At 35.7% G+C, this 22834-nt stretch carries 17 protein-coding genes; 10 read left to right on the top strand and 7 right to left on the bottom strand.

Annotation, left to right across the window (positions count from 1 at the left end):
- Positions 1–83: 83 nt before the first annotated feature.
- Positions 84–1592 (top strand): IS66 family transposase, encoded by a 1509-nt coding sequence (gene tnpC / locus DWA31_RS16060; RefSeq protein ID WP_114327582.1) that lies wholly within the window; start codon positions 84–86, stop codon positions 1590–1592.
- Between the two features lie 198 nt (positions 1593–1790).
- Here tnpC and DWA31_RS16065 read toward each other — a convergent pair whose 3' ends face one another.
- Together DWA31_RS16065 and DWA31_RS16070 are read right to left on the bottom strand one after the other, a co-directional pair.
- On the bottom strand, positions 1791–2126 hold the full coding sequence (locus tag DWA31_RS16065) for a hypothetical protein (protein WP_114327583.1): 336 nt from the start codon (positions 2124–2126) through the stop codon (positions 1791–1793).
- A 124-nt stretch (positions 2127–2250) separates the two neighbouring features.
- Complete coding sequence (locus DWA31_RS16070) at positions 2251–2535, bottom strand: EF-hand domain-containing protein (protein ID WP_114327682.1); 285 nt, start codon at positions 2533–2535, stop codon at positions 2251–2253.
- Positions 2536–2910: 375 nt separating this feature from the next.
- Here DWA31_RS16070 and DWA31_RS16075 point away from each other — a divergent pair, with 375 nt between their 5' ends.
- The 6 genes from DWA31_RS16075 (at position 2911) to DWA31_RS16100 (ending at position 11873) form a co-directional block, all read left to right on the top strand.
- A complete protein-coding gene (locus DWA31_RS16075; protein ID WP_136038009.1) occupies positions 2911–4389 on the top strand; it encodes a HAMP domain-containing sensor histidine kinase in 1479 nt (492 codons plus the stop codon).
- A 68-nt stretch (positions 4390–4457) separates the two neighbouring features.
- On the top strand, positions 4458–4961 hold the full coding sequence (locus tag DWA31_RS16080; protein ID WP_114327585.1) for a hypothetical protein: 504 nt from the start codon (positions 4458–4460) through the stop codon (positions 4959–4961).
- A 6-nt stretch (positions 4962–4967) separates the two neighbouring features.
- Positions 4968–6332: a sigma 54-interacting transcriptional regulator gene (locus DWA31_RS16085; protein WP_114327586.1), complete on the top strand. Its 1365-nt coding sequence runs from the start codon at positions 4968–4970 to the stop codon at positions 6330–6332.
- A gap of 574 nt (positions 6333–6906) precedes the next feature.
- Entirely contained in the window at positions 6907–7305 is a 399-nt protein-coding gene (locus tag DWA31_RS16090) for a CBS domain-containing protein (RefSeq protein ID WP_210725624.1), read from the top strand.
- Between the two features lie 498 nt (positions 7306–7803).
- The gene (locus DWA31_RS16095) at positions 7804–8820 is read left to right on the top strand and encodes an efflux RND transporter periplasmic adaptor subunit (protein ID WP_245942656.1); all 1017 of its coding nucleotides are present in this window, start codon (positions 7804–7806) and stop codon (positions 8818–8820) included.
- Between the two features lie 5 nt (positions 8821–8825).
- The gene (locus DWA31_RS16100; protein WP_114327588.1) at positions 8826–11873 is read left to right on the top strand and encodes an efflux RND transporter permease subunit; all 3048 of its coding nucleotides are present in this window, start codon (positions 8826–8828) and stop codon (positions 11871–11873) included.
- A 55-nt stretch (positions 11874–11928) separates the two neighbouring features.
- On the opposite strand, the gene DWA31_RS16105 is transcribed toward DWA31_RS16100, so the two are convergent.
- Genes DWA31_RS16105 through DWA31_RS16120 form a run of 4 tightly spaced genes read right to left on the bottom strand, consistent with a single transcriptional unit; the run spans position 11929 to position 14967 of the window.
- Positions 11929–13092, bottom strand: a complete 1164-nt coding sequence (locus DWA31_RS16105) for a nucleotidyltransferase domain-containing protein (protein WP_114327589.1) — start codon at positions 13090–13092, stop codon at positions 11929–11931.
- A 1-nt stretch (position 13093) separates the two neighbouring features.
- Positions 13094–14011 (bottom strand): HprK-related kinase A, encoded by a 918-nt coding sequence (locus tag DWA31_RS16110; RefSeq protein WP_114327590.1) that lies wholly within the window; start codon positions 14009–14011, stop codon positions 13094–13096.
- A gap of 44 nt (positions 14012–14055) precedes the next feature.
- A complete protein-coding gene (locus DWA31_RS16115; protein ID WP_114327591.1) occupies positions 14056–14331 on the bottom strand; it encodes a hypothetical protein in 276 nt (91 codons plus the stop codon).
- A gap of 27 nt (positions 14332–14358) precedes the next feature.
- The gene (locus DWA31_RS16120) at positions 14359–14967 is read right to left on the bottom strand and encodes a hypothetical protein (RefSeq protein ID WP_114327592.1); all 609 of its coding nucleotides are present in this window, start codon (positions 14965–14967) and stop codon (positions 14359–14361) included.
- Between the two features lie 393 nt (positions 14968–15360).
- Here DWA31_RS16120 and prsK point away from each other — a divergent pair, with 393 nt between their 5' ends.
- Together prsK and prsR are read left to right on the top strand one after the other, a co-directional pair.
- On the top strand, positions 15361–17385 hold the full coding sequence (gene prsK / locus DWA31_RS16125) for an XrtA/PEP-CTERM system histidine kinase PrsK (protein WP_114327593.1): 2025 nt from the start codon (positions 15361–15363) through the stop codon (positions 17383–17385).
- Positions 17386–17435: 50 nt separating this feature from the next.
- Positions 17436–18785, top strand: a complete 1350-nt coding sequence (prsR, locus tag DWA31_RS16130; RefSeq protein WP_114327684.1) for a PEP-CTERM-box response regulator transcription factor — start codon at positions 17436–17438, stop codon at positions 18783–18785.
- Between the two features lie 183 nt (positions 18786–18968).
- Here prsR and DWA31_RS16135 read toward each other — a convergent pair whose 3' ends face one another.
- Positions 18969–19676, bottom strand: a complete 708-nt coding sequence (locus DWA31_RS16135) for a PEP-CTERM sorting domain-containing protein (RefSeq protein WP_114327594.1) — start codon at positions 19674–19676, stop codon at positions 18969–18971.
- 264 nt (positions 19677–19940) lie between these two features.
- On the opposite strand from DWA31_RS16135, the gene prsT reads away from it, so the two are divergent.
- Entirely contained in the window at positions 19941–22715 is a 2775-nt protein-coding gene (gene prsT, locus DWA31_RS16140; protein WP_168427378.1) for an XrtA/PEP-CTERM system TPR-repeat protein PrsT, read from the top strand.
- Positions 22716–22834: the final 119 nt, after the last annotated feature.

Below are 22834 nucleotides of genomic sequence, written 5' to 3' on the forward strand. Positions count from 1 at the left end.
GTGATCATAAGCAGGATTTATTGATCACCAAACAATCTGAATAAAGCCAATAAGTTAGCGTGAATTATTGATAAAATAGCTTCATGACTGATGACGAGCAATTCCTACCCAATGATATTGAACAGTTAAAAGCGATGCTTTTAGCTGAGCGAGAGCAATCGGCCCAACAAGCGGCTAGATTAGTGTTTCTCGAAGAGCAGTTTCGCCTTGCTCAGCAGCAACGCTTTGGTGCACAGAGTGAAAGTCATCCCGCGCAAGGTGATTTATTTAACGAAGCCGAAGTTGAGCTTGATGTTATTGAAGACGTGGTTGAATCAACATCAACCACGGTTAAGAAAAAGCCTGTTCGACAAAAACTCCCGAAAGACCTTGAGCGCGAAGTTATCATTCATGATTTGAGCGATGATGAAAAGTCCTGTGATTGCTGTGGTAATCAATTGCATCAAATGGGTGAGTCACGCAGTGAAAAGCTTGAGTTTATCCCCGCGAAAGTTAAAGTTATTGAACATGTTCGATTAAAGTACAGTTGCCGAACGTGTGAAAAAGAAGGCATTAACACTAAAATAAAGAGTGCACCTATTCCACCCAGCCCGATCCCTAAAGGGTTTGCTACGCCTTCATTACTAAGCCAAATAATTACCAGTAAATATCAGTATGCGCTGCCACTTTATCGCCAAGAAAGCTTATTTAAGCAATACGGTATAGCCTTAAGTCGAAAGACGATGAGTGAGTGGATGATGAAATGCAGTGAGCTGTTTAAGCCACTTTATGCACAATTACAGAAAACCCTCTTGCAGCAGCGTGTTATTCAAGCAGATGAAACCACGCTTAAAGTCATTAAAGAAGATAAAGCCAAATGCTATATGTGGCTCTACTGCACGGGCAGTGATGCGCCTACACAAAATGATATCCCCAATATTGTTTTATATGATTACCAATCCGGTCGTGCGGGGCAATGTGCGGTAGATTATCTCGACGGCTACACGGGTTATTTGCAAGTTGATGGTTACGTGGGCTATGAAAAAACAAAAGCAACGTTAGCGGGTTGTTGGGCACATGCACGTCGAAAATTTAAAGAAGCAGAAATCGCCCAACCTAAAGGCAAAACGGGTAAAGCGAATATGGCACTCAATCATATTCAAAAATTATATCGGTTAGAGATCCAATTAAAAGATAAAACCTCAGAGGAAAAATACCAAGGTCGCCAAGAAAAGGCTAAGCCCTTACTCGCACAATTTTATCAATGGCTGGAAAAAACCAATGTCCCCCCCAAAACAGCCTTAGGCAAAGCTATCCAATACTGTAAAAATCAGTGGCATAAACTTAACTGTTATATTGAAGATGGTGAACTCAATATAGACAACAATCGAGCAGAGCGAGCGGTTAAACCGTTTGTTATTGGTCGCAAAAACTGGATGTTCTCAAATACAGCAAATGGCGCAAGAGCCAGTGCTATGCTGTACTCGATAATAGAAACGGCAAAAGCGAATGGATTAATACCATTCGACTATCTCATGCATTGCCTAGAGCAATTGACCAACTCTGCACTTGATATCGAAACATTATTGCCCTGGAATGTAAAACTTAGCTAAGTGTTTTACCCAGACCTTCACCTTGTATGTAACTCAAACTATGTGTAATACCAATCAGACTAACTAAGTGATCTTTTTAAATGGTCTAAATATCCAATAACATCGTTGCTTTCAATCCCAATAGCCAGTAACTGACTAGATAAAAATAAAAGTAGCACACTATCAGCGAAGAAAAGTCTATTTATTATAATGATTGTATTAACGTACCAATGATAATTTTGGCGTTTCTTCTTTTTCAATGGGTTGAAGATTAACTGTTTCTAATTTAAATTGATTATTTTTAAAACGATCAAATTGCATCTGTTTCATCCCCATTTTCTGGCACAAACGCATAAACACTTGATAATCTTCTTTGTTGAAGCTTTCATCTTCACGTGTCATAAGGCCATCAATATAGGCGCTATTGCCATTAAAGGAAACATTTGCAATGGCATCATAGGGTTTTCCATAACTATTGACCTTGATAGCACGTACTGATTTTACTTCAAAAATCCAATTGTCTAGTTGTATAAAGCGTGATGTTGTATCTGTCATTATTGTACCTCAAAGAAATACCGGCTGACTCAATTAGGCAGTAGCCGGAAAGTTGCGCGAGCAAATTAGAATGATAATAATGTTTTTAAGAAAGTGGCTAACATTATTGTTCAATGTAAACTTATTATTTTGTAATGTATTTGGTAAACTCATCTTTGCTGATAGTAGCGTCACTATTTGAATCAATTGTAGTAAAAGCATCATTAATTAGTTTAACTTCTTGCGTTTCTGCAAGGCTAAGTAAACCATTTTTATCTAAATCAAGTTGGTCAAATTGGGTGCTTGTAGGTGCAGGAGTAGCTATAGCCGGAATGCTTTTTGTCATAACATCTTTTGCGTTAACAAGTGAAGAAGCTAAAGCTGTAGCAATAACAGCGAATGTTACTTTTATTAAACTCATGTTTTTCATTTTCTCTTCCTTTTAAATATATAATGTAAAAATTAGGTATTATTTGTATTTCATGTTGAATAAGCACAAGTCATGCCATGTTAATAAGTTGCTGATTATATAGGATAAAAATAAATAACACTGAATAGTATGAGCTAATGTGTTGCCATTGAGAGACAGATATATTTTGGAAAATAATTTAATTAGAAATATGGTCTTAAATAAAAGATTAAATTGCTTAATAATCAATTGTTAATGTAGTGTTAGTATTAAAGAACGTATCTGTCGCTAACCGGCGACAGACTTGCATTTTATAGTCCTATCGCTTAAAAAGGCGTAATTCATCATTTTTTATTTTATAATCCTTTGGGGTAAAAGCTCATAGTGCCTTCAAAAATGCCGAAAAGTCTTCCTTTGCTCAATAGTGATTTTACTATTGGTGCATTATCAATTAAAAAATTAACTTTGTTGGGTTTTACGCTAGTTGCGCTCCCTTTAGTGCTTGCTTTAATCTACAGCACTATGCAAGTTAACTTAATGTCTAAGCAGTCGGCACAAGCAATATTTTCGGTAGTAGCCTTGACAAAAGTGAATCGTGAGTTAAATGAAAATCAACTAAAACTGGAACGATATGCTAGCCAATTTATAGTGTTGAAAGACGTAGAGCTTAAAGTCGATTATTTAGCCCAAGAAGTACAAATTTTAGCATTAGTTAATGATAATCTTGCTGTTTATAAAGATGAGCGGTTAGCGCAATTAAGTCATAACTTTTCTTCTATCATCACAAAAGTTCATGAGCTTATTACCACTAAATCTATTGATGATAATTCTTTAGAATTTATACAAAATCAGTTTGTTTCGTTAACTGAGGTGAGCCGACAAATACATTTAAGAAGTGATGTTTTGATCAATAATCAAGCGGATAAAATTGATAAAACGGCGAAGCAAATCAGCGGTACAATGCTGATTAGCCTATTGATTATACCAATGACATTAATCATAGCAGGTGTGTTTTTATATTTAATTACGACACCTTTAAAATTATTAATAGCAAAAATACAATCTTTAGAGCAAGGTGATTTTGAAAACGAAATAAAGTTAAAAGGTTTTCCTGAAGTTAGAGAAATAGCGGATGCGCTTGAAATTATGCGTTTACGATTACACGCATTAGAGTTACAAAAATCCAGTTTCATTCGTCACATCTCACATGAATTAAAAACACCGTTAGCTGCTATTAGAGAAGGCACAGAGTTGCTTTACGATAACAGTGTAGGTGAATTGAACGATGAGCAACAAGAGGTCTGCTACATAATTAAAGAGAGTGTAAACCGATTACAACGACTTATTGAAGATCTACTCAACTTTAATATTGTTTTAGACTCTACTAGTTTACAAGACAGGGAAAAAATCGCCTTACAACCATTATTTGAAAATGTGCTTGCGGATCATAAGTTAGATATTAAGCGCAAGAAGCTAGAGATTATTCAAATGGTTGAAGAGGTTATTATTTACAGTAATGCTAAGCAGTTAAAAGTGGTGTTAGACAATATATTATCAAACGCAATTAAATACTCTTCAGACCAGGGCACAATCGGTATTTACAGTGAATTTAAAAATAAACAATTACAGCTCTCAATAGTGGATAATGGTCCAGGTATTAACCCAGATATCAAAGAGAAAGTTTTTGATGCTTTTTATCAAGGTCAGGCACCAGAGAATAGCCAAATTAAGGGCAGTGGCCTTGGCCTTACCATTGTCAAAGAACTCCTGATGCGCCTTAACGGCGAGATAAGTATCCAAAGTAAACAGTACAATAACAAGGGAACAAGGGTTCAAATAACGTTGCCTAGAGCTCAAAGGATGGGAGAGGAATAGTGAAGCGACTAATTTGTAAGTTATCATCGTGCTTTTGTCGAATAACAAATGAAATAAAGAAACAGGGCATGCCGCTATCCACTATTCTAATGCTTTTTGCTATAAGTGGCTGCCAGTTATTGAGCGATTCAAATAGTAATAAGGTTGATTTTAGCGACTACTACTTGTGGATAAAGAGCTTAAGTGATGACGAAATAGTAGAAGAAATATTCCAACAAAAAAGCAATAAACAATCAGGCTATGCACAAGCTGATGTTCAATTAATCATGTTATATAGCTTGCCTGATTCTCCAATTCATAATCCTTACACTGCAAAAACACTGCTCAACGATTACCCATTAGTGCCTTATAGCGAAACTACTTTTAGTACTACAGATTTAGCTTTTGTTGTTATGTTAAAGGATCAACTTAATCAACAATTGCTACTATTAGAACAACTTACCAACTACAAAGGTGCTTATCAACAATCTAAAAAAGTGAATTTAGAGCAGCAATTAAAAATTGACCAACTTAATAAACAAATCATTCAGCTTAAAAAAATTGAAAAAACACTTAGTAATCGTGGACAATAACTGCAAATGACAAATGTTAATAACCAATTAAAGAAAAAAATATTAATCGTTGATGACGATCCTAATCTACTGCGTTTACTTGGCATTAGGCTTTCTGCTGCAGGTTATAACGTAGAGTCTGCTGCGAGCGCAAAAATAGCGTTGGGTATATTAAAAAGTTTTCAGCCTCATATGGTTATTAGTGATTTGCGTATGGAGGGTATGGATGGCATGGCACTGTTTGAGCAAATTAGAAAGCAACACCCACATATGCCGGTGGTTATTATGACTGCCCATGGCACTATTCCAGATGCTATCAATGCGACAAAACAAGGTGTATTTAGTTTTTTGACAAAGCCGTTTGAAAGCCAAGAGTTACTAGAAACAGTCCAAAAAGCGATACAACTGCAACCTTCAATTACTCAAAACACCCCTAAAGAGTCGTCTTGGCGGGCAAATATAATCAGCCGTAGTGCAATAATGGAGTCTCTTTTACAACAAACTAATCAAGTGGCGCAAAGTGATTTTAGCTTATTAATCCACAGCGCGAGTGGTACAGGAAAAGAGTTGTTAGCAAAAGCTATTCACCAAGCCAGCCATCGCCATGATAAACCCTTTACCGCGATAAATTGTGCTGCAATCCCTGAGCAGTTATTAGAATCAGAACTTTTTGGACATGCTAAAGGAGCATTTACCGGTGCAGGTAAAAATCATGTTGGGTTATTTCAAGCGACTAATGGTGGTACATTATTTTTAGATGAAATCGGCGATATGCCAATGAGTTTTCAAGTGAAGCTATTAAGAGCATTACAAGAAAAGGAAATTCGCCCTGTTGGCAGTACTCAATCAATAAAAGTAGATGTTCGTATTATCTCGGCTACTCATAAAAATTTGCAGCAAGCAATAATTGATAAAACCTTTAGAGAAGACTTATATTACCGCCTCAATGTGGTTGAATTAGAATTGCCACCACTTTCGCAACGACGAGAAGACATACCATTATTGGCGCAACATTTTCTCTCTCATGTTGAGGTGAAGTCACACAATAAAGTTAAAGGCTTTTCAGCTGAAGCGATGGAGTTATTAATTAGCGCACCTTGGCCTGGTAATATTCGTCAATTGCAAAATGTGGTTGAACAAAGTGTTGCTTTATCAACAGGATCATTAATAAATGCATCTTTAGTGATGAGTGCATTACGTGAAAAAACAACTCAATTACCTTCTTTTCAAGAGGCTAGAGATCAATTTGAACGTGACTATTTAGCTAACTTATTAAAAATTACAGCCGGAAATGTTTCCCAAGCAGCGAGAATAGCGCAACGAAATAGAACCGAGTTTTATAAACTATTGAATAGACATCATCTTAATGCTGAAGCGTTTAGGGAAGAGTAATACCATTTACATTAATTAAGGTTACAAAATTCAATGAGAATAAATGTTCAAGAACACAGGTTTTTAGTTCCAGACAAAACCTAAGTACCTACATCCATGTAAGCAAGGCGCTTGATTGAGTAATAGCTGGCTATTGGGATTGAAAGCAACGATGTATTGGATATTTAAGCCATTTGAAAATGATCACTTAGTTAGTGTAATTGGTATAAGTACATTGTTGACATAAAAAATTAAAACAGTAATGAGTTATAACACTTCACTGACATTTTATTTGTTAGCGTTAGATCTTTATCGAGTGTGATGAAAAAGTAATAAACAAGTTATTAAACGATAATCAATAAAATATTAATCTATTGTTCTAATGAACTTAATTCACGTTATCCTTGTTTATTAACTTTTTTATAAATTCATATTCGATTAGTGTTAATAAATATTTATAGTATTCTTTGACTTGGATCAAATATGGTGTTTATATTCTACTTACGTTATGTGCCCGTATTTCAGATTCAGTCAAAATATACGGTCTAACATTTTGCATAATGAATATTATTTTTAAATTATAAGGAATTTTACCATGCTTCATTCTGTTGACCTGCGTGATTATATGATTACTAACCCGATCAAGGTGAAGGATGATGCCAATTTATTCGATACGATGCAAATCATCATAGATAATAAGGTGTCAGGGGTTTGCGTCATCGATGAAAATAAAACCCTAGTGGGTGTGCTTTCGGAAATGGATTGTTTAGCAGCCGTACTAAAAAGTACTTACAATAATGTTGGTGTTGGTTTGGTCAATGAATATATGACCAAAGGTGTAATTGTTGCTCATCCTAGCGAAGGTATTATTAATGTCGCTCAAGACATGTTACTCAAAGGTCAACGTCGTCGACCTGTTGTTGAAGATGGTAAATTAGTTGGACAGGTTTCTTGTCGGCAATTACTAACGGCTGTTAAAAAATTCAATAAATAAATATTAGCTCACCTATGCTACGCAAAAGAGTATAGGTGAATAAACATCCTTTTTCGTAATATAAAAATATGATTTACCTCATATTTCAGGTATTCATCTCTTTTTCATTGCTATGATGAACCGAAAAGAAAACTAAGCATATCTCGCTTATTATTCTGCGGTACAAACCCGCCTTGAATTATATTTGTGGTTCTAACGTGATCCATGGCGTTAATGTAGGAAACAAACTGTTATTGCGCCATTTTCTCTAATGAATGATAAAAGCACTAAGTGTTAGCATTGTTGCGTTGTACTTTATATAACTCCCGTCTCAACAGCTTTTACGGCTATATTCGATTCCTGCCGAGAGCCCTATTGTTATCTATTCTTTTAAATCAAATATTATTTAAACCACTTCCTTTGCTATAAGCGCACGATAATTATGTACTTTATTAGAAAAACTGCCTAGAGTATTAGCAATATGGAACACTTTATTATTTTATTTTGATGAAAATACGCATGCATTCTCTTTTACCAACTGTATTTACCGGTCTTTTTTTATTTTTTAGCGCCAGTGCTTTTGCGCAAAGCATGTCTAATGAGGGCTATCAAGTCACGCAAGTTGATGTTGAGCCTTATATTCAAGCTATTAAACGAACAGGTAAAGTTAATTTTAGGCATACGTTAAATTTATCATTTAAAACGGCAGGTTTTTTAACGAAATTAAACGTTGATGAAGGAGATACTTTTGAGGCTGAACAACTGTTAGCAGCATTAGACACATCAGAATTAAAAGCGAACAAAAATTCAACTTATGCTCGTCTATTGCAAGCAAAGCGTAACGTCAATCGTATTCAAACATTATTAGCAAAAAAACTAAGTTCACAACGAGAGCTTGATGATGCGCTTACTGCTGTTGAAACAACAAGATCAGTATATCGAATTGCTGTTTATAATTTAGATAAAGCACAGGTGTTTGCGCCTTTTTCTGGTGTTGTTGTTCAACGTAATACTGAATTAGGTGAATTACAATCGCCCGGTAAAGCTGCCCTACAAGTAGCTGCGTTAGAGCATAATTTGATTGTGAGTGTTGCGCTAACGAGTGACGAAATAGGTTTTGTTAGGTTAAATCAAAAAGTACAAGTACATATAGCACGCTTTGGTTTAATTGAAGGCGTGATAAGTAAAATTCCAGCAATATCAAATAGCAGCAACCACTTGTTTACTATTGAAGTGTTATTACCCGAAACGAGCTTTACTCGGCCGCTAATTGTGGGTCAGTTAGCGAAAATTCTAATTCATTCGCAAAGTCATGATTTTGTTTACCGTTTACCAATAGAAGCGCTAAATGCAGTGAACGATCAAGGACAAGCATTAATTGTGCTTGAAAAAAAGAGTAACCCTATCCAGCAAGCCTTTCCTATATATAAAATAGATAATGATTATTTATACCTACAAGCTGTTCAAAGTGATTTGTCTTTAAAAGTGATCACCCAAGGCTGGAATAAGTTATCGCTTATTTCTACCGAGAAATAAGCGGTATGAAATTACCTAGTTTAGCGCTTAAAAATGCACAATTTACTATTACTATCGTCGCCTTATTGGTGCTGGTTGGTATAGTGTCGTATTTTAATATGCCGCGCAGTGAAGACCCGCAGTTTGATATTCCAATAACTCTGATAGAAGTGATTTACCCTGGAGCATCACCTACGGATATTGAAACCTTGGTGGTTGACCCACTAGAAGAAGAATTTGCAGATATTGATAATATTAAAAAAATTGAATCTCAAATTAAAAATGGTGGCACTCGCATTGAAATTACCTTTAATTATGGTTCAGATCCTGAATTAGCCTTTAATAAAGTACAACTTGCGGTTTCTTCTGTTAAACCCACACTACCGGATGGCGTACAAGATGTCTTAGTTTTAAAAGCAACCCCTACTGCGGTGGCTATCGTTCAACTTGCCTTGTGGACCGAACCAACTAATTACAAACAGATGGAGTTTTATGCAAAGCTTTTAGAAAAGCGCTTAGAGACGATAGAGAGTGTTAAAAAAGCTGATATATGGGGTTATCCGCAACAAGTTGTAGCTGTCGATCTTAATTTAGATTTACTTTTACACCACAATATATCGACGACGCAAGTTATGCAGGTTTTACAGGGGCGTGCGACAAATATCACTCCAGGCTTTGTTAACGCCAATACTCGTCGCTTCAATGTGAAAGCAAGTGGTAATTTTGAAAAACTTGAACAATTAGAAAACACTATTGTTGTCTCTAGCGAGGATTTTTTGATACGGCTTAAAGATGTAGCAGAAGTTAGTTTTGCTAGCCAAGAGCCAAGTTATTTAGCTTATTTTGATAAAAAACCAGTGATATTTGTTACGGTTGAACAGCAAATAGGTACGAATATTTTTTCATTAACAGAATCTATTCAACAAGAAATAGCGCTATTTAAACAAACAATACCAAAAGATATAAGAATAGAAGTATTGTTTGAGCAGGCAGACAGTGTTGAAACTAGAGTGAATGGCTTTTTTGACAACCTTTGGCAAGGGCTTGTTTTAGTTGGCGTATTAGCTTTATTGTTTTTAGGTTTACGAGAGTCAATCGTTGTAATTCTTGTTATTCCACTTTCTTTTCTTATCGCAATCGGTTGGTTAGATTTTGCTGGCTTTGGATTACAGCAAATGTCGATAGTTGGTTTGATTATCGCGTTAGGATTGTTAGTTGATGATGCTATTGTGGTGACTGAAAGTATTCATCGAGAAAAAAGCAAATCAAAAAACATGGTTGAAGCGGCTATTAATGGCACTAAAAAGGTTGCTTGGGCATCAGTTAGTGGCACAGTGACTACTATGTTAGCCTTTCTTCCTATGCTAATGATTGCTAGTGATACAGGTGACTTTCTCCGATCAATGCCAGTTACCGTTGTATTAGTCTTGCTAGCATCTTTGCTTTTGTCATTAACAGTTTTACCTTTATTAGCAAGTAAGAGCTTTAGCTTAAAGCCAACTAAAGTTAAAACATTACAACATTATATTAATCACTTTGCGGAAACTCTTTATTCATCATGGTTAGTTAAGTTATTTAAATTTCGTTGGCTAGTTATTGCTATTGCTATAGCTAGTTTACTTGCTATGTTGTCACTTTTTAGTCAAGTGGGTTTAAGTTTATTCCCCAAAGCTGAAAAATCAATGTTATTAATAAATGTTGAAGCACCGCCTAATTCATCATTAAGTTTTACCAATAATGTCATGCAGAAAATGACACTATTTATAGAAAAACAGCCGTTAGTTGAAAAAGTTGCCCTTAACGTTGGTAATTCAAATCCTCGAATTTACTATAATGAAATACCAAAACGGGGCGTTGAAAAATACGGTCAAGTATTGGTAGTATTAAAAGAATATGATCCCGAAAAAGTATCGTCTTTAGTCAGTGTATTACGTAGTGAATTTAGCCAGTGGCAACAAGCTAACATAACGGTGAAAGAGTTTACTCAAGGGCCGGTAACAGATCAGCCTATAGCCATTAGGCTTATTTCTGAATCACTCGATGATTTAGAGCAAGTTGCTAATGATTTAGCTGATAAAATGGCCAACACTGAGGGTGCTATCAATATTGATAACCCCATAGGTGTAGCAAATACTGAGTTGAACCTGGAAATTGATTACGATAAAGCGGGCTTATCAAATATAGATATAAACACGTTAGATACAACGCTACAGTCAGTTTTATCTGGTATTAACATCGGACGTTTCAATGATATTAATGGTGAAAACTATCCAATATTGGTACGGAATAAAAATCCTGATATTAATACCTTGTCAAATGTTTATATAACGAGTTTAACAGGGCAGCAAATCCCTTTAATGCAAGTAGTCAATCTTCGGTTACAAAAAGGTCAAACAAACTACTTTCATCATAAAAAATTACGGATGGCAAAAGTATCTGCTGATGCAGCATCAGGTTATTCAGTTAAAGCCTTAACAGAAGAATTTATTCAATATATCGAGCAAAATGGTTTACCCATGGGTATGTATTACACATTAGGGGGACAAGAAGAATCTAGACAAGAATCTTTTGCGGGTTTAACACAAATAATGTTAATAACAGCTATTGGCATTTTTGCTATTCTAGTGTTGCAATTTAGATCGTTTATACAGCCCCTTATTATTTTTAGTTCAATACCCTTTGCGATGGCAGGCTCTGTTATAGGCTTGTATTTAATGGGTTTATCTTTTTCTATGATGGCTTTTATTGGCTTAATTAGTTTATTTGGTATTGTGGTAAACAATGCCATTATTTTAATCGATTGTACCAATAGAAACTTGGCGGAAGGTTTATCTAAAAAGCAAGCTGTGTTAGCGGCTAGTGCTACCCGGTTTACACCAATATTATTAACAACGTTAACCACTATTGGTGGGCTTATACCCTTAACCTTGTATGGTGGGGCCTTATGGCAGCCTTTAGGTGTGGTACTTATCTCTGGGTTATGTGTTTCGGCTGTATCGAGTTTTTTACTCGTACCGATATTAACTGAAATTTTTACTCATAATGAGCAAGTACATACATTTACAAAAGCCTAGCTCCTCAACTAAAGACTTCGAAGATGATGATTCAGAAAATAGTTATCAGCGTTAGCTATTTGTCTTCGTCAAGCTGATGAAACCTTGGATCTAGAGCATTAACCTTATTAATATTTACAGAATCTTTTTTAATTAGACCACTTAACTGTAGCCAAGACTTTGTTAACAAATGAGGAATGAGCAGCCGCAGAGGCATTCTCAGTAGGTGACCACGCCAATACGCAAGCTGCGCAGCTAATGAAAAACGCCACGATGCCGTGGTGCTGTGATGGACTGTAAATAGGTTAGTGAAGATGAAATCAATAGTGGTAAGATTAGTGATTTTCGGTTGATAACTTTCTACAAATGCTTGTGCAGTGTTGGATAACTCTCTGTTTAATATTCTGTTTAGATAACGCCAAGCATAAAATAATGACTGTTGTTGATTTATCTTTGTTCCTAAATCAATGAGTTGTTGACTAAAGTTTGCTTCACTTTCATCAAAATGGCTTAATAAAAGATCAAGATCTGATAAGCCACGTAATCCTTGCTCTAATTCACCTTCATGAAATAAATGTATTGCGCTGTGCAAAAACATAGCCGCAGGTGCTAGTACATAACTATGGTTACCATGAGTGGTATTGACATTAAGCTTTAACGCGTCGGCACTTAATAAACTAATATCAATTATATTGTTGTTACAAACCGGTAAAATATTGTGATGAATATCTATTACTGTGCCACGTATAATGTGTTGCATAGGAGGAATTTCATGCATGTAATCACGATAATAAGCCTGATCGTGATCGTCAGTTTTTTGTGACTTCCAACCTTGGCATTTTAGTGCGATTTCTACTTTAGCAATATCACTCTGATTGAGTAAAAGATCAATGTCAGAAAAAAATCGCCCTTGTGCTAAAGGCAAGTCAGCTAATAAATAAGCGGTACCTTTTAAGTAAATTGCTTTGATATCAAGTTTATTAAACAACTGATTTAGCTCTTGCACCTCTTGGTTTACTTGCGTGTGCAAATGAGCAACTTTTACTTGGTCACTATTAAAGTGGTTGAGAATTTTGTCAGGAACAGCATTCATTAAGCCATGGTTATTAAAAGTATAAGCAAGTCGTGCTAGCATATTTGCGCTGCTGGCTTGGCGTAATAATAAGTTCCAATCTTTTGAGTTAAAGCTTTTAATTATTTTTGGCGATTTTAATACTTTAACGAGTAGGGAAGTGTGCATATTAACTGGCTAGCTCCTCAAAAAAAGCGAGTACTTCTTCTGTACTGCTGTAAGCAAGGGTATGGCATTGTGTATTATCAATAAGTTGTGCAACCGCGTTAAACCCTGCCTCGGCTAAAATGGCATAATTAAAACTATTTTCTATGACAGCCATAAAAGCGGTTGCTTTCTCAGTCGTTTTTGTATTTATTGGTTGGTTGGCTTGATATTTAGGGAACACTATTGCAAATGGCGCAACTGTTTTTGCAACTTGCTGCACACTAGCTGTTGAAGGCTTTAAATGGCTTATTGTTCCTTTAGTTGTGTCATCAACCACTTCACCTAGAATTGTTGCACAAGGCTGATTTAGGATGACATTAATAGATTCGTTTTTAAGACTAATAGGGCGAGCTAACGCATGTAATTGATTGCTTTTTAGATCAATTAAAGCCATTTCATCTGAAAGTAAACGCCAACCGTTTAATGCCAACAAAGCACATAAGGTGCTTTTACCTGAGCCAGATTGCGCGGGTAATATTACGGACTTTCCATTCTTCTCTAAAACAGCACTGTGCAGTAGTAAATAATGATGAGCATGTTGTGCTATACACCAGTTCATTCCCCATTCTAAAAGTGGAAAAGCTTGGCTGGCAGGTAAAGGCAAAAAAGGGCTGGAATCATTACAATAAAAATTAATTTGTGGTTTTATAAACGAACGTAAGCCGCGCGGCTTTTTAATGGCAACATAAAAATCTATCAAATCATCGTGGCTTAGCAGTTGGAAGTCGCCATAAATTTTTTGTACATTGCTAGCGATACTAGATAATGATGATTTAATGCAAAAAACAAAAGGCCCTACAGCGAGAACTAAGCCGTCATTTTTTAATTGTTGAATAATTTCATTGGTGCTTAGGCTACGAAGCGTTTTTTTTATAGGCACTGTAGTTTGTTACTATTTTTAACTCGACGCGTAACTACTAGATTTTACGATGAATAAACGCGAATTAATTTTAATTGCAAGAGGTTATCAATCATATCCTGAATATAATCTTTTAGCATCGTTTTTTCGTCATCAAGACAATCTTGTATAAAGAATTGTTTTAATTGCGATAATGGCTTGGGTATGTCGACGGTGAGTTGGTTCAGTATTTCGTTAACATTACTGTCAAGGCAATGTGTTTGACCGGTATTCGGGTCAAATACGATGACTTGTTCACTGAAGTCTTTGGTAACTAAGTTACAGGTTTTTATTATTCGCATTGTCGTATTGAAGGTCGCTAGCAAATATTATGAACCGTGAATGTCTGCTAATATACGTGCTACATTTTCACGTGTCTTTTGATCACTTTCAGCGTTATCATAGATCTCTTGAATTTCTAAAATATCGTATTCATATGGAATATTTGGTGTAACAACATTTAAAACAGCAGCAGCAATTTGTCGACTAAATTCGTCAATACCTGTAAGACGGTTATGAATTGTTATCCCCTGGAATACAGAGTTTGTTGTATTCAAAGATCCTGAAAAATTAGCGGGATCGTCAATATCAACTACTACAAAATATTGGTCTTCATAACCTCTACACCAGTTTAGCAATTTTTTACTTGGATCATTATTTGTGTAGTGTGAATCATCTGCACCGACATACGAGTTTTCCCAATCAGTCGGATTTCTACCGCTACGAATATCACATTGAGCATTATGATCAGAAACATTTCCTGACATCATACCAGACATACAAGCCGCGCCCCAAGCTGGTTTAGTTGAGCTAGCAATAACAATAGGTGCACCAATAGCGGCTTTTTTTAAAAAACTACGTCTTGCGTCTTTAGTACAAGTGTTTGTTTTTTGTGAACCTTTGTTTTGCTCTGAAGAGTTATTATTTTGCTCTAACATTCTATCAATCCTTTTTTACTAACAGTGATTACTAACAGACTGTCAGCTATTTTTACAAACAGCGTTGATTATATCAATATATAGCGTTGCCTGCACTTTTTGTGCCTAGTTATTTTAGTTGAATAGAAACAATTAGTTAGTTGTTGTGTGGCGTTTTGTTTATATTAAGGTGTAAAAAATTCTTACATTTGTCGAAATATATTTTCTGAGTGAGTACAATGGTTTGGTTATTTCGTCATTATTCCTGTAATGCCCTGGGTAACATTGCATGGATAATGACTTATATAGGCATCATGTGGATGCTCACCTCCTGAATCCAAAAATAAATTATAACCTCGATAAAATTCTCGAATATGTCGAGATAAGCAACTAATAATAAAAGGAATAATATTAATGGCATTAGCGGGAATCTCAGGATATTTATTAGCGACCTGCGCTTATTTAGTGTTTATTTTATTGTTATTTGCCGCGCGGAATAACACATTATCAGGAAAACTAGTATTAATAGGCAGTGTGCTAATACTGGCTTCCTCAGTTACTGCCGCATTACAAATAGATCAGGCTTTTTCATTACAATGGGTTTTGCTAATAGAAACCTTCAAACTGGCTATTTGGTCATTACTAATTTTATCTACCCAAGCCAATGTGAGCTCTATTAAAGCAGCTTTAGGGCAACCACAAATTAAAAAGTACCTGCTTACTTGGTTATTTTTGTCTTTAATTTGTTGGGCAGGTGCTTTGTTTCAGCCGGAAGGCAATAAGTATCTATTTTCTTTATTTCTATTGCTAAATTTGTGGTTGATGGTATTGCTTGAACAGCTTTATCGTAACGCAGATGTGAAAGTTAAATGGGCTTTATGGTCGTTGATTATTGCCTTAGGTACGAGTACGGTTTTTGATTTTGTGTTATTTGCACAAGCCGTCATGGTAAATCAATTAGATTTTAGTTATTGGTATGCTAGAGGGTTTGTTACGGCTATTGGTATGCCGTTAATCCTAGTAAGTACACGACGTATAAAAAATTGGTCTGTTAATGTTTTTGTTTCTCGAGATGTGGTTTTTTATAGCTCAATGTTACTTATTTCAGGCCTTTATTTATTGCTGTTAGCTTTTGCGGGCTATGTTATTAATTATTTTGGTGGGGCTTGGGGGAGTGTTATTAGTATCGCTTTTCTATTACTCGGTGGTACCGTATTAGCAGCATTGCTAATGACAGAAAGGGTACGAAGTGAAGTGAAGGTGTTTATTAGCAAGCACTTTTTTGCTAATAAGTATGACTATCGCCTTGAGTGGTTAAAATCAATTGATCAGTTAAGTAGCTCAAGCAATGAAAACTATTATAAAACGGCAACTGAAATCATTTGCTCTTCCTTAAATGTGAGTCAAGGTGCCTTGGTTATTAAAGTATCACAGGGCAATTATACTTGTGTGTATCAACAAGATTTAGACATAGAAAAACGATTATTACATCATTTATTGGCTGCTGATAAGTTTTGTCAACAGAAAGGGTGGATTATTGATGTTCGAGAATATGCCAATGTAGAAAAGAGTTATCCTGAATTAGCACTTGATGTTGATTATTGTCGTACTCAACAAATTGATATTATTATTCCTATCTTTAAAAAGAAAGAAGTTAGCGGCTTCTTTTTGTTGTCATTACCTAATGGTCGCAGTTTTCTTAATTGGGAAGACAGGGACTTGTTATTTGCCGTGTCCAAGCAGCTTAGCAACTATATGTCGTTGAATGAAGTAAATGATAGCTTAGCAGAATCTAAGCAGTTTGAAGCTTTCCATCGTATGTCAGCATTTTTAGTTCATGACTTGAAGAACATTCAAGCACAGTTGGGACTAATTAACGCTAATGCTAAACGACACAGAGATAATCCTGAATTTATTAGTGATGTCTTTGAAACAATAGATTCAGCCACGGACAAACTTGATAAGGTGTTAACGCAGTTACGTAATAAGCAAGTTGCTGAATCAACCAAAAAGTGCATTAATGTTGGAAAATTGTTAAAGCAAATAGCGCTCCAGCGTAATGTGATGATGCCTCAGGTTATACTTGAGGTATCAGCAGAAATTGAAATTGTTATTGAACAAGAAACCTTTTATTCTGTACTTAATCATATAGTGCAGAACGCGCAAGAAGCGACTAAAGATGATGGCTGGGTTAAAATTAGAGCAGACATCATAGCTGAAAGTTTGCATATAGCCGTGCTTGATAATGGCTGCGGTATGTCCAACGATTTCATTAAAAACCGCTTATTTAAGCCTTTTGATACTACTAAGGGTAATGCAGGCATGGGGATTGGTGTTTATGAAGCTAAGCAATTTATTGAAAATTCTAGTGGTACAATGCAAGTAACTAGCTTTGAAGGTGAAGGTAGTATTTTTCATTTAACAATTCCATGCGGATAAAGCGTGTGAATAAATAAAACATTGAGATTATGAAAGGGTATAGCTTAGCTATGGAAAAAGTATTAATTGTTGATGACGATTTAGGTATACAAAAACAGCTGAAATGGAGCTTGTCTGATTACAGCCCGATCCTTGCTGGAGATAGGGAGGCAGCTATCGCAGCAGTTAGACGTTATGAGCCAAAGGTTGTCACCTTAGATTTAGGATTACCGCCAGATGCAGCTAATGCGAGTGAAGGATTAAAAGCACTAGAAGAAATTCTTGCTATAGCACCACACACAAAAATCATAGTCATCACCGGTAATGAGGATAGAACTAATGCATTAAAGGCCATTTCTGCTGGCGCTTATGATTTCTATCAAAAGCCTATTGATGCAGACGTTATTAATGTAATTATTTCACGTGCGTTGACTTTAGCGAACATTGAAAGTGAAAACCGCACAATGCGCGCTGTTACAGATAGTAATATTGGCATTATTGGCAATAGCGCAGCAGTTGAACGTTTATGTACCATGATAAAACGCATTGCGCCAACAAATATTACGGCATTATTGTTAGGTGAAAGTGGCACTGGCAAAGAAGTAACCGCCAAGGCTGTTCATCTGGCGAGCGATCGAAAAAACAAGCCTTTTGTCGCAATTAACTGTGCTTCTATTCCTGAAACATTATTAGAAAGTGAATTGTTTGGTTTTGAAAAGGGCGCATTTACTGGCGCTCATAAAACGACTAAAGGAAAAATAGAATGTGCAGAGGGAGGCACTTTATTTCTTGATGAAATAGGTGATATGCCCTTTAATTTACAAGCTAAATTGCTACGTTTTTTACAAGAAAAAATAATTGAACGACTAGGCGGCAGAGGAGAAATTCCAGTAAATGTTAGAGTCGTTTGTGCAACGAATCAAAATTTAGAACAAATGGTTGCAAACAAAGAATTTAGAGAAGATCTGTTTTACCGAGTAAGCGAGATAACCCTAAATATTCCGCCATTACGTGATCGCGATGAAGATGTTTTAATTCTTGCTCAATATTTTCTGCAACTTTATGCTACAGAATATAAAAGTAATGCTAAATCATTTTCGGATGATGCTATTAGTGCTATTAAAGCTCATAGATGGCCAGGAAATATTCGTGAATTACAAAACAAAGTTAAATCTTCTGTAGTGATGTGTACAGGAGTGCAGGTGACTGCTTTTGACTTAGGATTCTTTGACCATAATTATAGCAACTATGAACTATCATTAAATTTACGTACGGTAAGAGAACAGGCAGAATCGATTGCTATTCAAAAGGCCTATGCGCTTTCTGAAGGGAATATATCTAAAGCAGCAGAACTATTAGGCGTAACTAGGCCAACATTGTACTCATTAATTGAAAAATATGAATTGAATATTAATAGTTAGCAACTGAAGTTACAAGCTGCGAGTTAATAGTGAAGAAGGCAGGTGGTGTAGATGTTTTTGAAACTAGTGACTTTCTTACTCGTAACGTTGCTCCAGTCTGACAAAAAAGCGGGTAATAAATTACCCCTACAAAAAACGCCTCAAGAGAGGCGTTTTGTTTAGATAAATAATTTTCAAATAAATTTATTTTGAAATTGAACTTTGACGCCTACCTGCAATACCTAATAAGGCTAAAGCAAATAATGCGATAGATGTTGGCTCGGGAACTTGCTGTGGCGTTGTTCCGCAGTTATTATCACATTTGTTTCCATAAAAGGTGATGTGCGATATGTTATGAGGCTCAGGAGCAGCCCAATAGCCGCTTGTCACAGCAACAGAAACATTTAAACAACTTATTGTAAATTCATTTCCTGCTTGGCAATCGTTATTATCAATACTGTCTTGGCTAACCATCCAATTTAATATAAACCCTTCGCTACCGCCTTTTGATACCCAGAAAGAAATCCCCGGATATGACGAGCCTGAATAAGTCCAATTTCCTTCAGTAGCTCCGTTGATAGAATTAGAAAAACTCCAGTCAGTCGAGGAGGTAGAACCAAGAATAAATTCATTATTAGCGGAATTTTCAGCATCATACTTTGCCATTACTGTTGCAAAAATGTCAGATCCAGATGTGGGGACATGAGTTATTTCACAGTTAGTAAAACCCGAACCAAAATACCCTGCACAATCATTGATATTTTTAATGTCACCATTGTTTTTATATTCTGTAATATTAACTGAAACCTGAACTAGATCGCCGACAGGAGTTAATGAAGCATTAACAAAAAAGCTCGTAAAAAGAAAAGCCCCTATTAACATTGCCTTTGAAAAATTTTTTCTTGAAAACATAATATTCACCCGAAGAAGGAATAATTCAATTATACACGTAGCATAATTATCCAATAACACAGTCTATTAGCAAAAAACATACCAGTTATGTATCCGGCTGTTTTTTATGGTTTTATTATTATTTTTGTAAGTTGCCACTCTTAAAATAATGAAAAGTGTAAAATTTATAGACAGTGTAAAAAGGTTATTAATACTATTATGTCTTTATTCCAATAATTTTGACATAATCACTCTCTAATGTCACTTGCAATTTTGGATAGATGTTTGAAAGCTTATCCGTATATATTTTCACTACTTATTTCTTTTTCGTTGGCTGCTTCACAAGAAGATAAGCTTTATGAAACAGCGCGTAGCGCATTAAACGATAATAAATATAATGAGGCACTGATACATGTAAAGAATATATTAAAAACCTCCCCAGAGCACCTGGCTTCACATATTTTATTGGCGGAAATATTACTTGCTAATGGTAGCGCTAGTGCAGCAGACGTAGCATTAACCAAAGCCACTGCCTTAGGTGCAAATAAGAAGCAGTTGCAACTATTGTTTGCAGAATCCTACATTATGCAAGGGCAATATAATAAAACCTTGGACTACCTACCAGAGCACACTAATGACGATAAATTAGCGGCGAAAATTTATGTCCTTCGAGGTGATGCTCATTTGGGGCTACGACAATTAAAACTTTCACAAAACGATTACAATACTGCGTTAGTTTTTAATGCCAAAAACAGGGATGCTAAGTTAGGGTTAGCGCAAATCTTTGTTAACTTTTTTCAATATCGTCAGGCAGATAAGCTAGTTGATGAAGTGTTGGCTGGGTATATTCCGCCAATCAAAGCTTGGAATTTAAAGGCGAGTATTCAGCAAAGTTTAGGTAATAACGAACTTGCACTTACTGCAATTAACCAAGCATTATTGATTGATAAAAATAATATTCAATCACTAATTTTTGCAAGTACTATAAACCTCGAATTACAGCAGTTTACGTTAGCAGAACAATACGCAGATACCGTATTGAAGCAAGTGCCTAATGAGCCTAAAGCTGAATTTCTCAAAGCAATGGTACAAGTTAGAAAAAATCAAAATACGGGCCTTGAAAATTCAATAGAAAAAGTTGCACAAGTATTAGAACACCTGAGTGAAGATGTGCTGCGGTCAAACCCTTCTTATTATTATTTAGCCAGTATTATTTTATTTCACCAACAAAAATATGAAGCAGCAAGACAATATATAGATGCATATTTATTTGTAGATAAAAATAATATTAACGCTTTAACACTTGCAGCTACCATTGAATTAGTAAGAAAAAAACCAGCACAAGCTAAAACGTTGTTAAACAGGGCTAATTTTTTAGAGCCTAATAACCCAAAAATATTATCTATGCTAGGCATTACCTACTTAGAGCTAAAGCAGTATGAAAAAGCTCACTTCCACTTTGCGAAAGTTAAAAAGCTGAAGCCTGGTTTAGGAATCGTCGACACTCAACTTGCACAAAGCTATTTAGCGACAGGTAAGCCAGAAAAAGCGATTGAACATTTATTAACGGCCTCTGCAGCGGAGTATGACCCAACAATGGTGGGTTTATTGTTGGTTGAGTCCTATATTAAGTCTGGAGAAATCGAGAAGGGCATTAGTGTTGCGAAAAACTTAGCTGAAAACATGCCTGGTAACGCCAATATTCAGCATCATCTTGGCTATATTTACCAAATTTCAGGTGAAATTGAGAAGGCAAAAAAGCAATTTGAACAAGCATTGGCAATTGCCCCAAACCATGCTAAATCTTTAGTTAGCTTAGCTAACCTCGATTATAAAAATGGTAAAGTAGACAGTGCTATTAATCGTTTAAAAACAGCATTAACAATATCAGCAAATGATATTTATTTAGTTACAGCCTTAGCTAAATTATATAACCGTACTAATCAGTCAGCGGCTAGCGTCATCTTACTAGAAGAACATTTTAAGCTTGATAATAAAAATGAAGAGTTATTAAAAAACTTAATTGTTAGTTATGTTGGCAATAAGCAGCTGATACTTGCCATTGAAACATTGAATACTTATTTGTTGAATCAAAGAAAAACAGTTGAGCTTTATCTTATACTGGCCAGTTTACAGACGATAAATTTAGATGTGATCTCTGCAGCTAATGCTTATAAATCGGCGATAAAACAAGGCGGAGATAAAGGCGAAATATTTCTGTTGATGGCTAATATTTATCAGCAATTTTCTAAAGTACCTGAGGCAATCACTGCCTATAAAAAAGCGATGGCTTGGGATGAAAATAACGGTAAAGTAATCATGGGATTAGCGCAACTTTATAATGCAGAAAATGATACTGCTAGCGCAATAAAATTAATTAAAGCGTTTGAAGCTAATCATCAGTTATCTGGCCAACTAGTTGAACTGTTAGCTAATTCATATTTACGTATAAATCAATATAGTCTAGCTGAAATATATTATAAAAAGCGTATTAAATTAGCGAGTAATGACAGTAGTGTAGTAGGTTTAAATTTAGTATACAGAGCGACGAATCGAGCCCATGAAGCTGTTGACGTGTTAACAAAATCGCTAAATGAGAGCCCAAACAGTTTATTATTAAATACGGCATTAGCCGAGCTTTACATCGATCAATCCCAATGGTTCAATGCAGATGGGATATATCAAACATTAGTTAAGCTGTACCCCAATCACCCAGCAATATTAAATAATGCCAGTTATGTAGCTTTGAGTATATCTGATTACCAACGAGCTGAAGTGTTGGTTAAAAAGTCATTGGCTATTGTGGATAACCAACCTGACTCGTTAGACACACTAGGATGGATTTATTATCACACGAAAGAATTCAATGAAGCCTTGCCTCTGTTTAGAAAAGCGTTAGCCATCAATAATTCAAATCCGGCTGTGAAGTATCATTTAGCGTTAACGCTCAAGGCTCTTAATAGAGATAAAGAGGCAATAAAAATGATGGTTGATGTAGTGAATTCAGATTACTCCCAAAAAGCTGAGGCTGATGCATTATTGAAGCAGTGGTTAAAATAAGGGGCACTACAGATAAGTTATAATTTAGCTTTACTAAGGGGTAATGAATTACCCCTTACAGGTGTTATAAGTTTTGTAGGTTAGATTTCAGTCTGGCAATTTTAAGTTAGGGGTTGAGA

Source organism: Candidatus Colwellia aromaticivorans (assembly GCF_003333305.1).
In the GTDB taxonomy this organism is placed as follows: domain Bacteria; phylum Pseudomonadota; class Gammaproteobacteria; order Enterobacterales; family Alteromonadaceae; genus Colwellia; species Colwellia aromaticivorans.

Excerpts from the sequence above, each read along its gene's own strand:
- tnpC (WP_114327582.1), top strand. The coding sequence starts at position 84 with ATGACTGATGACGAGCAATTCCTACCCAATGATATTGAACAGTTAAAA.
- DWA31_RS16065 (WP_114327583.1), bottom strand. The coding sequence starts at position 2,126 with ATGACAGATACAACATCACGCTTTATACAACTAGACAATTGGATTTTT.
- DWA31_RS16070 (WP_114327682.1), bottom strand. The coding sequence starts at position 2,535 with ATGAAAAACATGAGTTTAATAAAAGTAACATTCGCTGTTATTGCTACA.
- DWA31_RS16075 (WP_136038009.1), top strand. The coding sequence starts at position 2,911 with ATGCCGAAAAGTCTTCCTTTGCTCAATAGTGATTTTACTATTGGTGCA.
- DWA31_RS16080 (WP_114327585.1), top strand. The coding sequence starts at position 4,458 with ATGCCGCTATCCACTATTCTAATGCTTTTTGCTATAAGTGGCTGCCAG.
- DWA31_RS16085 (WP_114327586.1), top strand. The coding sequence starts at position 4,968 with ATGACAAATGTTAATAACCAATTAAAGAAAAAAATATTAATCGTTGAT.
- DWA31_RS16090 (WP_210725624.1), top strand. The coding sequence starts at position 6,907 with ATGCTTCATTCTGTTGACCTGCGTGATTATATGATTACTAACCCGATC.
- DWA31_RS16095 (WP_245942656.1), top strand. The coding sequence starts at position 7,804 with ATGCATTCTCTTTTACCAACTGTATTTACCGGTCTTTTTTTATTTTTT.
- DWA31_RS16100 (WP_114327588.1), top strand. The coding sequence starts at position 8,826 with ATGAAATTACCTAGTTTAGCGCTTAAAAATGCACAATTTACTATTACT.
- DWA31_RS16105 (WP_114327589.1), bottom strand. The coding sequence starts at position 13,092 with ATGCACACTTCCCTACTCGTTAAAGTATTAAAATCGCCAAAAATAATT.
- DWA31_RS16115 (WP_114327591.1), bottom strand. The coding sequence starts at position 14,331 with ATGCGAATAATAAAAACCTGTAACTTAGTTACCAAAGACTTCAGTGAA.
- DWA31_RS16120 (WP_114327592.1), bottom strand. The coding sequence starts at position 14,967 with ATGTTAGAGCAAAATAATAACTCTTCAGAGCAAAACAAAGGTTCACAA.
- prsK (WP_114327593.1), top strand. The coding sequence starts at position 15,361 with ATGGCATTAGCGGGAATCTCAGGATATTTATTAGCGACCTGCGCTTAT.
- prsR (WP_114327684.1), top strand. The coding sequence starts at position 17,436 with ATGGAAAAAGTATTAATTGTTGATGACGATTTAGGTATACAAAAACAG.
- DWA31_RS16135 (WP_114327594.1), bottom strand. The coding sequence starts at position 19,676 with ATGTTTTCAAGAAAAAATTTTTCAAAGGCAATGTTAATAGGGGCTTTT.